Source organism: Flavobacterium sp. XS2P24, from assembly GCF_030010285.1.
GTDB lineage: Bacteria > Bacteroidota > Bacteroidia > Flavobacteriales > Flavobacteriaceae > Flavobacterium > Flavobacterium algoritolerans.
The window spans coordinates 1-15,324 of sequence record NZ_JASCRU010000023.1 but is presented as its reverse complement, the minus strand read 5'-3'; the positions used below and the strand labels follow the sequence as shown (position 1 = coordinate 15,324).

Genomic DNA, 15,324 nt, shown 5'->3' with positions numbered 1-15,324 from the left:
AAGACATGGCAAAATTGACAAAAAAGCAAAAAGAGGCTGCTTCAAAAATTGAAAAGAACAAATTATACTCTTTAAAAGATGCAGCTGCATTGATAAAAGTTATTGCTTCTGCAAAATTTGATGAGTCTGTTGATATCGCAGTTCGATTGGGTGTAGATCCAAGAAAAGCGAATCAAATGGTAAGAGGTGTGGTAACATTACCTCATGGAACTGGTAAAGATGTTAAAGTATTAGCATTAGTTACTCCGGATAAAGAAGCGGAAGCTTTGGCAGCTGGTGCAGACTATGTAGGTCTTGACGATTACCTTCAAAAAATTAAAGACGGTTGGACAGATGTTGATGTTATCATCACTATGCCTGCTGTTATGGGTAAATTAGGTCCATTAGGTCGTATTTTAGGACCTAGAGGTTTAATGCCAAACCCTAAAACAGGTACTGTAACTATGGATGTTGCAAAAGCTGTTCAAGAAGTTAAAGCTGGTAAAATCGATTTCAAAGTTGATAAAACTGGTATCGTACATGCAGGAATTGGTAAAGTTTCTTTTGGAGCTGAGCAAATTTATGACAATGCACACGAAATTATTCAAACATTAATCAAACTTAAGCCAACTGCTGCTAAAGGTACCTACATTAAAGGTATTCACCTTACAAGCACTATGAGTCCTGCAATTGCATTGGATCCAAAAGCAGTATAATTGGTAGTTAATAATTTTTAGTATGACTAGAGAAGAAAAATCAATCGCGATTGAAGATTTAACTGCACAGTTAGCTGGTACAAATATCATTTACATATCTGATATTTCAGGACTTAATGCAGAGAATACTTCAAGCTTGAGAAGAGCTTGTTTTAAAGCAGGTATAAAATTAGAGGTTGTAAAAAACACTTTGCTTGCAAAAGCAATGGAAGCTTCTGATAATGATTATGGTGACTTACCTTCTGTATTGACAGGTAACAGTGCTATATTTATTTCAGATGTTGCAAATGCACCTGGAAAAATAATTAAAGATTTCAGAAAAAAATCAGCTAAGCCTGTATTAAAGGGAGCTTATATTAACTCTGAAATTTATATTGGAGATGATCAATTAGATGCATTAGCAACTATTAAATCTAAAGAAGAGCTTATCGGCGAAATCATTGGATTACTTCAATCACCAGCTCAAAGAGTTATTTCTGCTCTTCAAAACCAATTCGCAAAAAGCGAAGAGGCTACAGAAGAAGTAGAAGCATAATAAAACCGACTTTATAGTCTCAGTTTTATTTTAAAAAGCGCACAATAAATAAATTATATTTTTACAAATCATTTTAAAACGATAGAAAAAATGGCAGATTTGAAACAATTCGCAGAACAATTAGTTAACCTAACGGTAAAAGAAGTTAACGAATTAGCAACAATATTAAAAGATGAGTACGGAATCGAACCAGCTGCTGCAGCTGTAGTAGTTTCAGGTGGTGGAGAAGCTGCTGCTGAAGAAGTACAAACAGAATTCACAGTTGTATTGAAAGAAGCTGGTGCTTCTAAATTAGCTGTTGTGAAATTAGTAAAAGAACTTACAGGTTTAGGTTTGAAAGAAGCTAAAGATGTAGTTGATAGCGCACCAAGTAATGTAAAAGAAGGTGTTTCTAAAGAAGAAGCTGAAGGGCTTAAAAAATCTTTAGAAGAAGCTGGAGCTGTTGTTGAGCTTAAATAGTTAAACTCAGTTTAAAGAATAAGGTTTAGGTCTTGGGTTTAGTCACCCAATGACCTAAACCATTTTTCGTATAACAAAAGTCTAGCTTGTATTCTTACAATTTATACTTTTTAATACAATAATTTTGCCCATTACGAGAAAATAAATCAATAGATAATAAGAAAGTAGTTATCTTAAATTGATTTTTTAAAGATGTAATGGTCGTAAAATTTAAATGTAAATAAATTATTATTTACACCAAAAATTACTTTTTTAATCAAAATTTTGTCCATTGATGATAACAAATCAGACTGAAAGATTGAATTTTGCCTCAACAAAAAATATTCCTGATTATCCAGATTTTCTTGATGTTCAGGTTAAATCGTTCAAAGATTTTTTTCAATTAGAAACTAAATCTGACGAAAGAGGCGACGAAGGGCTTTACAATACCTTCATGGAAAACTTCCCAATTACTGATACAAGAAATAACTTTGTATTAGAATTTCTTGATTATTTTGTAGATCCACCACGTTATACAATTCAAGAATGTATAGAAAGAGGTCTTACCTATAGTGTGCCTTTAAAAGCTAGGTTAAAACTATATTGTACAGATCCAGAACATGAAGATTTTGAAACTATTGTTCAAGATGTTTATCTTGGTACAATTCCTTATATGACACCGAGTGGTACCTTTGTTATTAATGGTGCTGAGCGTGTAGTTGTTTCTCAATTACACAGATCTCCAGGTGTTTTCTTTGGTCAATCATTCCATGCAAATGGAACAAAATTATATTCTGCGAGAGTAATTCCTTTTAAAGGTTCTTGGATAGAATTTTCTACAGATATTAATAGCGTAATGTATGCTTATATCGACAGAAAGAAAAAATTACCAGTTACCACTCTTTTTAGAGCAATTGGTTTTGAAAGAGATAAAGATATTCTAGAAATTTTTGACCTTGCTGAAGAAATTAAGGTTTCTAAAACAGGTTTAAAAAAATATATCGGTAGAAAATTAGCTGCCCGTGTATTGAATACATGGCATGAAGATTTTGTAGATGAGGACACTGGTGAAGTAGTTTCTATCGAACGTAACGAAATAATCCTTGATAGAGATACAATTATCGACAAAGATAATGTAGAAGAAATCATTGATTCTAACGTTAAATCTATTTTGTTACATAAAGAAGATGCTAATCAAGGTGATTATGCCATCATTCATAATACGTTGCAAAAAGATCCAACAAACTCTGAAAAAGAGGCTGTTGAACATATCTACAGACAATTACGTAACGCTGAACCGCCTGATGAAGAAACGGCTCGTGGTATTATAGATAAATTATTCTTCTCTGACCAACGTTACAATTTAGGTGAAGTAGGTCGTTATAGAATAAATAAAAAATTAGGTTTAGATACTCCAATGGAAAAGCAAGTCTTGACCAAAGAAGATATCATAACTATTGTGAAATATTTGATTGAATTGATCAACTCTAAAGCAGAGATTGATGATATTGATCACTTATCAAACCGTCGTGTAAGAACAGTTGGAGAACAATTGTCTCAACAATTCGGTGTTGGTTTAGCGCGTATGGCTAGAACTATTCGTGAGAGAATGAACGTTAGAGATAACGAGGTGTTTACACCAATAGATTTGATTAATGCTAAAACATTATCATCTGTTATCAACTCTTTCTTTGGAACAAACCAGTTGTCTCAGTTTATGGATCAAACGAATCCACTTGCTGAGATTACGCACAAAAGAAGATTATCTGCACTAGGACCAGGTGGACTTTCGAGAGAAAGAGCAGGTTTTGAGGTACGTGACGTTCACTATACGCATTACGGACGTTTATGTCCAATTGAAACTCCTGAGGGACCAAACATTGGTTTGATTTCATCTCTTGGTGTTTATGCTAAAGTAAACGGAATGGGTTTCATCGAAACACCGTACCGTAAAGTAACTAATGGAACTGTAGATTTAGTGTCTACTCCAGTTTACTTGAGCGCAGAAGAAGAAGAAGGAATGATGATTGCTCAGGCAAATATTCAAATGGATGCTACTGGAAAAATTACTGCCGAAGACGTAATTGCACGTCAAGAAGGTGATTTCCCGGTAATTGAACCAACAAAAGTTGATTATACGGATGTTGCTCCAAATCAAATTGCTTCTATCTCGGCTTCTTTGATTCCTTTCTTGGAACATGATGATGCGAATAGAGCCTTGATGGGATCTAACATGATGCGTCAGGCCGTACCATTAATTCGTCCTGAAGCTCCAATTGTTGGAACCGGTTTAGAGCGTCAAGTAGCTTCTGATTCTAGAGTATTGATTAATGCTGAAGGAGATGGGGTTATAGAATATGTAGATGCAAATATCATCACTATCAAATACGACCGTTCTGAGGAAGAAAGAATGGTGAGTTTTGAGCCAGATGAAAAAACATACAATCTAATTAAATTTAGAAAAACCAATCAAGGTACAAGTATCAACCTTAAACCTATCGTAAGAAAAGGGGACAGAGTTATTCCTGGACAAGTATTATCAGAAGGATATGCGACTCAAAATGGTGAATTAGCTTTAGGTAGAAACCTTAAAGTTGCATTTATGCCATGGAAAGGATATAACTTCGAGGATGCGATTGTAATTTCTGAAAAAGTAGTTCGTGACGATATTTTTACCTCTATTCACGTTGATGATTATTCATTAGAAGTTAGAGATACTAAATTAGGTAACGAAGAATTAACGAACGACATACCGAACGTTTCTGAAGAAGCTACTAAAGATTTAGATGAAAATGGTATGATTAGAATTGGAGCTGAAGTTAAACCTGGCGACATTCTTATCGGAAAAATTACTCCAAAAGGGGAATCAGATCCTACTCCGGAAGAGAAATTGCTTCGTGCAATCTTCGGGGACAAAGCAGGTGATGTAAAAGATGCTTCATTAAAAGCGTCTCCTTCTTTACATGGTGTTGTTTTAGACAAAAAATTGTTTGCAAGAGCAGTAAAAGATAAACGTAAGCGTACTCAAGATAAAGATGCTTTAGGAGCACTTGAAATGGAGTTTGAAGTTAAATTTGTTGAATTAAAAGACAAATTAGTGGAGAAACTTTTCTTGATCGTAAACGGAAAAACATCTCAAGGTGTAATGAATGATTTGGGTGAGGAAGTTTTACCAAAAGGTAAAAAATACACTCAAAAAATGCTTTATGCTGTTGAAGATTTTGCTCACTTAAGTAAAGGTCAATGGGTTGCTGATGATGCAACTAATAAAATGGTTAATGATTTAATTCATAACTATAAAATTAAATTGAACGATTTACAAGGTGCATTACGTAGAGAGAAATTCACTATTACTGTTGGAGATGAATTGCCAGCAGGAATCTTGAAATTAGCTAAAGTGTATATTGCTAAAAAACGTAAACTGAAAGTTGGGGATAAAATGGCGGGACGTCACGGTAACAAAGGTATTGTTGCTCGTATCGTTCGTCATGAAGATATGCCTTTCCTTGAAGATGGAACGCCAGTTGATATCGTGTTGAACCCACTTGGGGTACCTTCACGTATGAACATTGGTCAAATTTATGAAACGGTACTTGGTTGGGCTGGTATGAACTTGGGTAGAAAATTTGCTACACCAATTTTTGACGGAGCAACTCTTGATCAAATCAATGAATTGACTGATGAAGCTGGAATACCACGTTTTGGACATACACATTTATATGATGGTGGTACAGGAGAGCGTTTCCATCAAGCGGCAACAGTAGGAGTTATCTACATGTTGAAACTTGGACACATGGTTGACGATAAAATGCACGCACGTTCTATAGGTCCATACTCGTTGATTACACAACAACCACTTGGAGGTAAAGCTCAATTTGGAGGTCAACGTTTTGGAGAGATGGAAGTTTGGGCACTTGAAGCTTATGGAGCATCAAGTACTCTTAGAGAAATCTTGACTGTGAAGTCTGATGATGTTATCGGTAGAGCAAAAACTTACGAAGCAATCGTAAAAGGTGAATCTATGCCAGAACCAGGATTACCAGAATCATTCAATGTATTGATGCATGAATTGAAAGGTCTTGGATTAGACATTCGTTTAGAAGAATAAAAAAAGTTTACAGTATTCAGTTTTCAGGTAGTAGTACCTGAAAACTGATTACTCATTTATAAGAGTTTTTAGGATTTAGACCCGTAAACCGTTCCGATTTTTTATAAAATCTCAAAAGATTTTATAACTAGCACTTCAAAAATTTGTTGAAGTTTAGAGAAGTAATCCGAGGTAATATGTCGAGAAGTAGTTTGGCTACGTCTCCATAAAATCAATTTTTTAATTGCAAATAAATCAATAGTAAAAACTATGATGAATAATAGAAATAATAATAGTAAAGATAAAAACCCTGTAAAAAGGTTTAATAAAATCTCAATAGGGCTTGCTTCTCCTGAATCTATCTTGAAAGAATCAAGAGGTGAAGTATTAAAGCCGGAAACTATCAACTACAGAACGCACAAACCAGAGCGTGATGGTCTTTTCTGTGAACGTATTTTCGGACCAGTAAAAGATTTTGAATGTGCTTGTGGTAAGTATAAAAGAATACGTTACAAAGGAATCATCTGTGACCGTTGTGGTGTTGAAGTAACTGAGAAAAAAGTACGTAGAGACAGAGTAGGTCACATCAATCTTGTTGTGCCAATTGCTCATATCTGGTATTTCCGTTCTCTTCCAAACAAAATTGGTTATATCCTTGGTCTTCCATCTAAGAAATTAGATATGATTATTTACTACGAAAGATACGTAGTAATCCAAGCTGGTATCGCTAAAAATGCAGAAGGTGAATCATTACAAAGACTAGACTTTTTGACAGAAGAAGAATATTTAAATATTTTAGATACACTTCCTGCTGACAATCAGTATCTTGATGATTTTGATCCTAATAAGTTTGTTGCCAAAATGGGAGCAGAGTGTATTATGGATTTATTAGCAAGAATAGATCTTGATGCATTGTCTTACCAATTGAGACACAATGCTAACAATGAAACATCTAAACAACGTAAAACTGAAGCGTTAAAAAGATTACAAGTTGTTGAATCTTTCCGTGAGTCTAACTTGAACCGTGAGAATCGTCCTGAATGGATGATTATGAAAGTGGTACCAGTTATTCCACCAGAATTACGTCCGCTTGTGCCACTTGATGGAGGTCGTTTTGCAACTTCAGATTTAAATGATTTATACCGTCGTGTAATTATACGTAACAACCGTTTGAAAAGATTAATGGAGATTAAAGCTCCAGAAGTGATTTTAAGAAACGAAAAACGTATGTTGCAAGAATCTGTAGATTCACTTTTCGATAATACTCGTAAAGCTTCTGCAGTAAAAACAGAATCAAACAGACCATTAAAATCATTATCTGATTCCCTTAAAGGTAAACAAGGACGTTTCCGTCAAAATTTACTTGGAAAACGTGTGGATTATTCTGCTCGTTCGGTAATTGTTGTTGGACCTGAATTGAAATTATCTGAATGTGGTATCCCAAAAGATATGGCAGCAGAATTATACAAACCTTTCGTTATCCGTAAATTGATAGAAAGAGGAATTGTAAAAACTGTAAAATCAGCTAAGAAAATAATAGATAAGAAAGAGCCTGTAGTTTGGGATATCCTTGAAAATGTTATCAAAGGTCACCCAATATTACTGAATCGTGCTCCTACTTTGCACAGATTAGGTATTCAAGCATTCCAACCAAAATTAATTGAAGGAAAAGCAATCCAATTGCACCCTTTAGTTTGTACTGCATTTAATGCGGATTTTGATGGGGATCAAATGGCAGTTCACTTACCGTTAGGACCAGAAGCTATTTTGGAAGCTCAACTTTTAATGTTGGGTTCTCACAATATCCTGAATCCTGCAAATGGTGCGCCAATTACAGTACCTTCTCAGGATATGGTTTTGGGTCTATACTATATGACCAAAGAACGTTTATCTACTCCAGAGCTTAAAATTTTAGGAGAAGGAATCACCTTTTATTCTGCTGAAGAAGTAAATATTGCTTTGAATGAAGGAAGATTAGAATTGAATGCTAGAGTAAAAATTAGAGCAAAAGATTTTAATGAAGCTGGTGAATTAGTATACCAAATTATACAAACAACTGCGGGTCGTGTATTATTTAATGAAGTAGTACCGGAAGCAGCTGGATATATCAATGATGTATTGACTAAGAAAAACCTTAGAGATATTATCGGTCACGTTTTAAGTTCTACTGATGTACCTACAACAGCGGCTTTCTTGGATAACATGAAAGACATGGGGTACAAATTTGCCTTCAAAGGTGGTTTGTCATTCTCTCTTGGGGATATTAGAATTCCAGATCAGAAGCCTAAATTAATTGCCGACGCAAGAGAGCAAGTAGGAGGTATTTCTGCAAATTATAACATGGGTCTTATCACCAATAACGAACGTTACAACCAAGTTATTGATGTTTGGACTTCAGCAAATGCTCAATTGACAGAGTTAGCAATGAAAAACATTAGAGAAGACCAACAAGGTTTCAACTCAGTGTATATGATGCTTGATTCTGGAGCAAGGGGGTCCAAAGAACAAATCCGTCAGTTAACTGGTATGCGTGGTTTGATGGCTAAGCCTAAAAAATCGACTGCTGGTGGTGGTGAGATTATTGAAAACCCGATTCTTTCTAACTTTAAAGAAGGTCTTTCTATCCTTGAGTACTTTATCTCTACTCACGGTGCGCGTAAAGGTCTTGCAGATACGGCATTGAAAACTGCCGATGCAGGATATTTAACAAGAAGATTGCATGATGTATCTCAAGATGTTATTGTTAACATCGAAGATTGTGGTACATTAAGAGGTGTTGAAGTATCAGCATTGAAAAAGAATGAGGAAATTGTTGAATCATTAGGAGAAAGAATTTTAGGACGTGTTGTTTTACAAGACGTAATTAATCCTTTAAACAATGAAGTTTTAGTTCAATCTGGACAACAAATCACAGAAGTTATAATGAAAGCAATTGACGCTTCTCCAATCGAGAAAGTGGAAGTGCGTTCACCATTAACTTGTGAAGCGTTAAAAGGTATTTGTGCAAAATGTTACGGTAGAAATTTAGCTACTGGTAAAATGACACAAAGAGGAGAAGCAGTTGGTGTTATTGCAGCACAATCTATTGGAGAACCTGGTACACAGTTGACATTACGTACATTCCACGTTGGTGGGGTTGCGGGTGGTATTTCTGAAGAATCAAGCATCATTACCAAATTTAATGGTAAACTTGAAATCGAAGATTTAAAAACTGTTAAAGGAGAAGATAGCGAAGGTAATGCAGTTGATATTGTTGTATCTCGTTCTACTGAATTGAAATTAATCGATGAAAGAACAGGTATCTTATTAAGTACAAATAATATTCCTTACGGTTCAAGTATTTTCGTTAAAGACGGTCAATCTGTTGCTAAAGGAGATGTGATTTGTAAATGGGATCCATATAATGGAGTTATCGTTTCTGAATTTACCGGTAAAATTGCTTATGAAGATTTAGAGCAAGGTCAATCATTCATGGTTGAAATTGATGAGCAAACTGGTTTCCAAGAAAAAGTAATTTCTGAATCTAGAGCTAAAAAATTAATTCCAACTTTATTGGTTTACGGTAAAGAAGGGGAACTAATTCGTTCTTATAACTTACCAGTTGGAGCCCACTTGATGGTTGAAAATGGTGAGAAAATTAAAGCAGGTAAAGTATTGGTAAAAATCCCACGTCGTTCTTCTAAATCAGGAGATATTACAGGAGGTTTACCTAGAATTACAGAGTTGTTAGAAGCTCGTAATCCTTCAAACCCAGCTGTTGTTTCTGAAATCGATGGTGTTGTTTCTTTTGGAAAAATCAAAAGAGGTAACCGTGAGATTGTTATCGAATCTAAATTTGGTGACGTTAGAAAATACTTGGTTAAATTATCAAGCCAAATTCTAGTTCAAGAAAATGACTTCGTAAGAGCAGGGGTGCCTTTATCTGATGGTGCAATTACTCCGGATGATATTTTAAGAATCCAAGGACCAGCAGCTGTTCAACAGTATTTGGTTAACGAAATTCAAGAAGTATACCGTTTACAAGGGGTAAAAATCAACGACAAACACTTTGAAGTAGTGATACGTCAAATGATGCGTAAAGTAAGAGTTCAGGATCCAGGTGATACTTTATTCTTAGAAGATCAATTAATTCACACTAAAGATTTTATCGTTCAAAATGATAAATTATATGGTATGAAAGTAGTTGAAGATGCTGGAGATTCTAGTGCATTAAAAGAAGGTCAAATTATTACGCCTCGTGAGTTGCGTGATGAAAACTCTTTATTGAAACGTACAGATAAAAATCTTGTTGTAGCTCGTGATGTTGTTACTGCAACAGCAACACCAGTTTTACAAGGTATTACAAGAGCATCGCTTCAAACTAAATCGTTTATTTCTGCTGCATCTTTCCAAGAAACTACTAAAGTATTGAATGAAGCTGCTGTTGCAGGTAAAATCGATTACTTAGAAGGATTGAAAGAAAATGTAATTGTTGGACATAGAATCCCTGCCGGAACAGGTATGAGAGAATATGACAATACAATTGTAGGTTCAAAAGAAGATTATAACGACATGATGGCTAACAAAGAAGAATATATTTATTAAAATATGAGTAATTCTAATCAACAACAAGAGCAAATTAATATTGAGCTAGATGAAAAAATTGCTGAAGGAATTTATTCCAACTTGGCAATAATAAATCACTCTTCATCAGAGTTTGTTTTAGATTTTGTAAGCATCATGCCTGGTATTCCTAAAGCTAAGGTGAAATCAAGAATTGTCTTGACACCACAACATGCTAAAAGATTGTTGAAAGCAATAGGAGAAAATATTCACCGTTTTGAAGTCGCTCATGGCGAAATAAAAGACACTGAACAAGCACCAATACCGCTTAACTTCGGTCCGGCAGGACAAGCATAAATTATAAAGAAAAAAAAGGCTCCAGAAATGGGGCCTTTTTTTGTTTATATATTAGTCACTTAATTAGCAACTATACGTTTTGATTTAAATATGTATTTCGGAACAATTTCGAAATTCTCCAGCAATCGCTTTTGAAATTTTGTATTTCTGAAAAAAAATCTAACAATACTTTTTATTTGATAAATTGATATTAAGAAACTATTAAATTCAGGCTCTTGATAACAAGTTTGTGTTTTAAACGATTATTAAGGTGCTTCATCGAAAATATTTTTTGCTCGTAAATAAATGATATACTTTCGTTCTCGAGATAGGGAATTAAATCCGATCCATCATAAAAAAACGAATTGTTATGAAATATTTTTCTTTAAAAGCGGACACTAAAGGGATTTCTAATCTCTTGATAATGTTTGTTTTTGTATTAATGTCAAATGTATCTGTATTTGGTCAATCTGCTCAAAAGCTAGTTGATGGTAATACTGTTGAAGTTAACAGTAATTCAAAAAAAGAAAGTGTTTCAGCAGTTTCATCTTCAAATAGTATGAATTTTGTACTATGGTTTATGGGGACAAAACAAGATCCAAACGGTACAATCTCTAAAGAAAGTACAAATACAAAAATACAGGTTATAACATCTGGTTCTGCTCCAAACCGTTTGTTGATCAAAGCTTTTTTAAAGAAAGCCGTAGATTCTGACAGTATGATTTCTTAAGTGGAGGTTTATTTTAAAAGGTATATAAAAAAAACGCTAATTTTTAATTAGCGTTTTTTTTGTAATTATTTTAAAAGATATGTTTTATTCAAATTCTGAAGTAAAGTATAATTTTACATTCGGATATTTATTTTGTGTCATCTGGATTGTAAAATCAGAATCGGCTAGAAATACTAATTGTCCGTACTTATCATGTGCTAAGAATTTTTGTTTGATTCTTCTAAATTCTTTAAATTCATCGCTTTTTGGATCGTTAGGTTTTACCCAACATGCTTTGTGAACAGGGAAATTTTCATAGGTACATTTTGCGCCATATTCATGTTCCAAACGATACTGAATCACCTCATATTGAAGTGCACCAACCGTACCAATGATTTTTCGGTTGTTCATTTCCAGTGTAAATAACTGCGCAACACCTTCGTCCATCAACTGATCAATTCCTTTGTCCAATTGTTTGGCTTTCATTGGATCAGCATTATTAATATATCTAAAGTGTTCCGGTGAGAAACTTGGAATTCCCTTGAAACTCATGATTTCCCCTTCGGTCAATGTATCTCCAATTTTAAAATTTCCAGTATCATGTAATCCTACAATATCACCAGGATAGGATATGTCTACAATTTCTTTTTTTTCTGCAAAAAAAGCATTCGGACTCGAGAATTTTAAGTTTTTCTTCTGGCGAACGTGATAATACGGTTTGTTTCTTTCGAAAGTTCCAGAAACAATTTTTATAAAAGCCAGACGGTCTCTGTGTTTTGGATCCATATTGGCGTGGATTTTAAAAACAAATCCAGTCATTTTTTCTTCTTTTGGATCTACCAATCGTGTTTCAGAATCTTTTGGTCTTGGCGATGGAGCAATTTGAACAAAACAGTCCAATAATTCTCTTACACCAAAATTATTCAATGCCGAACCAAAAAATACAGGTTGTAGTTTTCCGTCTAAATAATCCTGACGATCAAATTTTGGATATACTTCGTCGATCAGCTCTAGTTCTTCACGTAGTTTGTCAGCAGGTTTCTGCCCTATGATTTTCTCTAATTCTGGATTTTGAACATCGGAGAAAGCGATAGTTTCTTCAATATTTTTACGGCTGTCTCCACTAAATAAGTTGATGTTTTGTTCCCATAGATTATAAATACCTTGAAAATCATAACCCATTCCTATTGGGAAACTTAATGGCGTAACGGTTAAGCCCAGTTTTTGTTCCACTTCATCCATCAAGTCAAAAGCATCTTTTCCTTCACGGTCTAATTTGTTGATGAATACGATTATTGGAATTTTTCGCATTCTACAAACAGCTACTAATTTTTCCGTTTGTTCCTCAACACCTTTGGCAACGTCAATTACTACAATAACGCTGTCAACAGCAGTTAATGTTCTAAAAGTGTCCTCGGCAAAATCCTTGTGTCCGGGAGTATCGAGAATATTTATTTTTTTGTCTTTATAATTGAATGCTAAAACCGAAGTAGATACCGAAATTCCTCTCTGGCGTTCAATTTCCATAAAGTCACTGGTAGCCCCTTTTTTAATTTTATTATTCTTTACGGCACCTGCTTCTTGAATTGCGCCACCAAAAAGGAGGAGTTTCTCAGTAAGTGTTGTTTTTCCGGCATCAGGATGTGAGATAATCCCGAAAGTTCTTCTGCGTTGTATTTCTTCTAAAAAGCCCATATTTGTATAAATAGTTTGCAAAAGTACTATTTATAAATGCCAATTAAAAAAATTGTATACTCTAAATGGAGTAGGTGAGTTTTGAAGTTGCAATTCATGTGATTTTAAATCAATATTAGTATTGTGAAGATTTACTAACTGATAAAAAAAGGCTGCCTTTTCAGACAGCCTTGACGGTGTTTATGTGTTACATATTGATTGACCAAACAGAATATCCATTTGGCGGACACTGAATTTTAACCCATTTATCGCCTTGGGTGGTAGGAAACCAAGTTGAATTTCCTGTAAAATCTTTGATTTGTGCATTAGCCCAATTCGTTTGAATCCATCTTTCTTGCCAAGTTGATGAGTTGTTAATGTAAACCACTAAACCTGGATTTCCATTATAACCATTTCTTCGAGCGATATATTCATCAGTATCGGTGTATAAAATAGAAGTTGTTCCAGTTCCTTTATTGTCGTGTATCCAAATAAGATTATCCATTTTCGCTTTATTCAGCCACTCCTCATAATCTCTATAAAAAATAGTTGGATATCCTTCATGAGTTAAAATATAAGCATACGCTAACTCTTTTTTCCAAATTTCATCGGTGTCATGATTAGAAACGAAAGTAACCGCTTTGTAAGGATTTCTCTTCCACATCATGTCATCATTTAAAAGATTTAAATTGTTTCCGTCAAATGCATCGTTCATTTTATAATAACAAGCAAAATCAAAAACAGAACTATTGGCATTATTTGCCCAATCATTCAGTATGTTTACGTTAGAATCCCATAACTCACCAACGGAGAATCCACCCACGTTTGCATTCCAATCTTTTATGACCCAAGGAGCAAAACCTTTAACGTAATCAAATCTCCATCCGTCAAATTTCATCGTATTTTTATAATATTTACCAACTCCGTCTGCTCTTTTCCAAAGCCAGTCTTGAACATTTGGTACCACGTGAGCTAAGTCAGGAAAGCCTCCAAAAGCACCTTCATCATTATTTCCGTATGCATTTTTATAAAAATCAGCACTGGTTCTAGGGAATTTGCCAGAAGCGACACCGGTAAAATTAGTATAGGTTTGCGTTCCTGTAAAAGGATTGTTTTCTAATTGTCCGCCGCTATTGTGATTTAAAACCATATCAGCATATACTTGCATGTTTTCGGCGTGTACTTTTGTTATCAGACTTTCTAGTTCTGTACGGGAACCGAATCTTGTTTCTACAGTTCCATTTTGATTGTAATTACCAAAATCAAAATAATCTGTAGGATCATATCCCATTGAGAAAGCACCATTTTGTGCTTTGGATACGGGAGGAAGCCATATAGAACCAATCCCGGCATTTGACCAAGCCGTTATTTTGGCGTTAACAGTATTCCACCAGTTACCGCCGGCAGGAACGTCCCAATAGAATGCTTGCATCATAACACCACCGCCAGGATTTGCAACATATCTTCCGGTTGTGGAATTAGCTGATTTTCCGGTGCTGAATGGTTGTCCGTCGTGATGCGTAACATTGATTACTTTGAATTGTGAAGCTGCAGCAGCAGAATCAGTTGTCAGATCGTCATTCGAATTACACGAATACATACCAACTAATAAGGCTGATAAAAGATACGCTTTGAAATTTTGTTTTTTCATAAAAGGAATAAATTAGGTTAAATAATAGATTTTGGAGTATTAATTGAAAATAGTTGTAATATGAATTTTAGATTTTTTTTTAAGGTTAGGGATTAAAACTCATTTTATTAAAATCAAAAAAATAAATGGAATAATTATTATAAATTTATTTTTACGATTAATTTTTTAATAATAAATCACTTTTTTAGCTAATTTATATAAATTCTTACGTGATGAGTATGCGATTTTTTTTAATTCTTAACGAAAACGTTGTAGTGTTTACAACTTTTTGAATATACTGCTAAAAATGAGAAATTTAAGCCCTGATTTTTAATGCTTTTTCTGTTTTCGGAATGTTTTTTAAAGCAAAACTCGATTTGGAACAAATGAAACAGTGGAAAAAAGGAAAGTAGATTTTGCTAAAAACTAGAATGTTTAAAAAAGGGAAATAAAATGATACTGTTACAATTTAATAATGCACAACGGTGATTTTAATTTCGCCACTTCTAATGTTCAGTTTCTTTACGATTTAGGAGCTGAATATCGCAATCAATAAATGCGTTTTGATTGTCCGTTTTTAGTCATAATCCTGTAATACTTGCTATTACTAGCCTATCGAATAATTTTTCCTCAAAATACCGTCTGTTAAGCTTGTAAACGAACTCGTTTAGGTATAAT

The 15,324-nt window shown here is 34.3% G+C and carries 9 protein-coding genes and 1 pseudogene; 7 read left to right on the top strand and 3 right to left on the bottom strand.

The features are described from left to right. Positions 1-5 precede the first annotated feature (5 nt). From rplA to QLS31_RS12830, 7 genes are all read left to right on the top strand, one after another. On the top strand, positions 6-695 hold the full coding sequence (gene rplA, locus QLS31_RS12860; RefSeq protein ID WP_039111376.1) for a 50S ribosomal protein L1: 690 nt from the start codon (positions 6-8) through the stop codon (positions 693-695). A 22-nt stretch (positions 696-717) separates the two neighbouring features. Then, positions 718-1,230: a 50S ribosomal protein L10 gene (rplJ, locus tag QLS31_RS12855; protein ID WP_282744191.1), complete on the top strand. Its 513-nt coding sequence runs from the start codon at positions 718-720 to the stop codon at positions 1,228-1,230. 90 nt (positions 1,231-1,320) lie between these two features. Next, entirely contained in the window at positions 1,321-1,689 is a 369-nt protein-coding gene (rplL, locus tag QLS31_RS12850) for a 50S ribosomal protein L7/L12 (RefSeq protein ID WP_035670434.1), read from the top strand. A 274-nt stretch (positions 1,690-1,963) separates the two neighbouring features. Beyond that, entirely contained in the window at positions 1,964-5,776 is a 3,813-nt protein-coding gene (rpoB, locus tag QLS31_RS12845) for a DNA-directed RNA polymerase subunit beta (protein ID WP_099714546.1), read from the top strand. Positions 5,777-6,025: 249 nt separating this feature from the next. Next, positions 6,026-10,339 carry a DNA-directed RNA polymerase subunit beta' gene (rpoC, locus tag QLS31_RS12840; RefSeq protein WP_121342704.1) on the top strand — a complete coding sequence of 1,438 codons (4,314 nt, stop codon included), beginning with the start codon at positions 6,026-6,028 and terminating at the stop codon, positions 10,337-10,339. A 3-nt stretch (positions 10,340-10,342) separates the two neighbouring features. Beyond that, positions 10,343-10,654, top strand: coding sequence for a DUF3467 domain-containing protein (locus QLS31_RS12835; RefSeq protein WP_073354716.1), 312 nt, complete (start codon positions 10,343-10,345; stop codon positions 10,652-10,654). Between the two features lie 349 nt (positions 10,655-11,003). Next, positions 11,004-11,363 carry a hypothetical protein gene (locus tag QLS31_RS12830; protein ID WP_099714548.1) on the top strand — a complete coding sequence of 120 codons (360 nt, stop codon included), beginning with the start codon at positions 11,004-11,006 and terminating at the stop codon, positions 11,361-11,363. Between the two features lie 84 nt (positions 11,364-11,447). On the opposite strand, the gene QLS31_RS12825 is transcribed toward QLS31_RS12830, so the two are convergent. The 3 genes and pseudogenes from QLS31_RS12825 to QLS31_RS12815 form a co-directional block, all read right to left on the bottom strand. Continuing rightward, positions 11,448-13,037 carry a peptide chain release factor 3 gene (locus QLS31_RS12825; protein WP_099714549.1) on the bottom strand — a complete coding sequence of 530 codons (1,590 nt, stop codon included), beginning with the start codon at positions 13,035-13,037 and terminating at the stop codon, positions 11,448-11,450. A gap of 187 nt (positions 13,038-13,224) precedes the next feature. Further along, positions 13,225-14,667: an alpha-amylase gene (locus tag QLS31_RS12820; protein ID WP_282744189.1), complete on the bottom strand. Its 1,443-nt coding sequence runs from the start codon at positions 14,665-14,667 to the stop codon at positions 13,225-13,227. Between the two features lie 560 nt (positions 14,668-15,227). Beyond that, positions 15,228-15,324 (bottom strand): annotated as a pseudogene (locus QLS31_RS12815) (IS1595 family transposase); the annotation flags it as partial.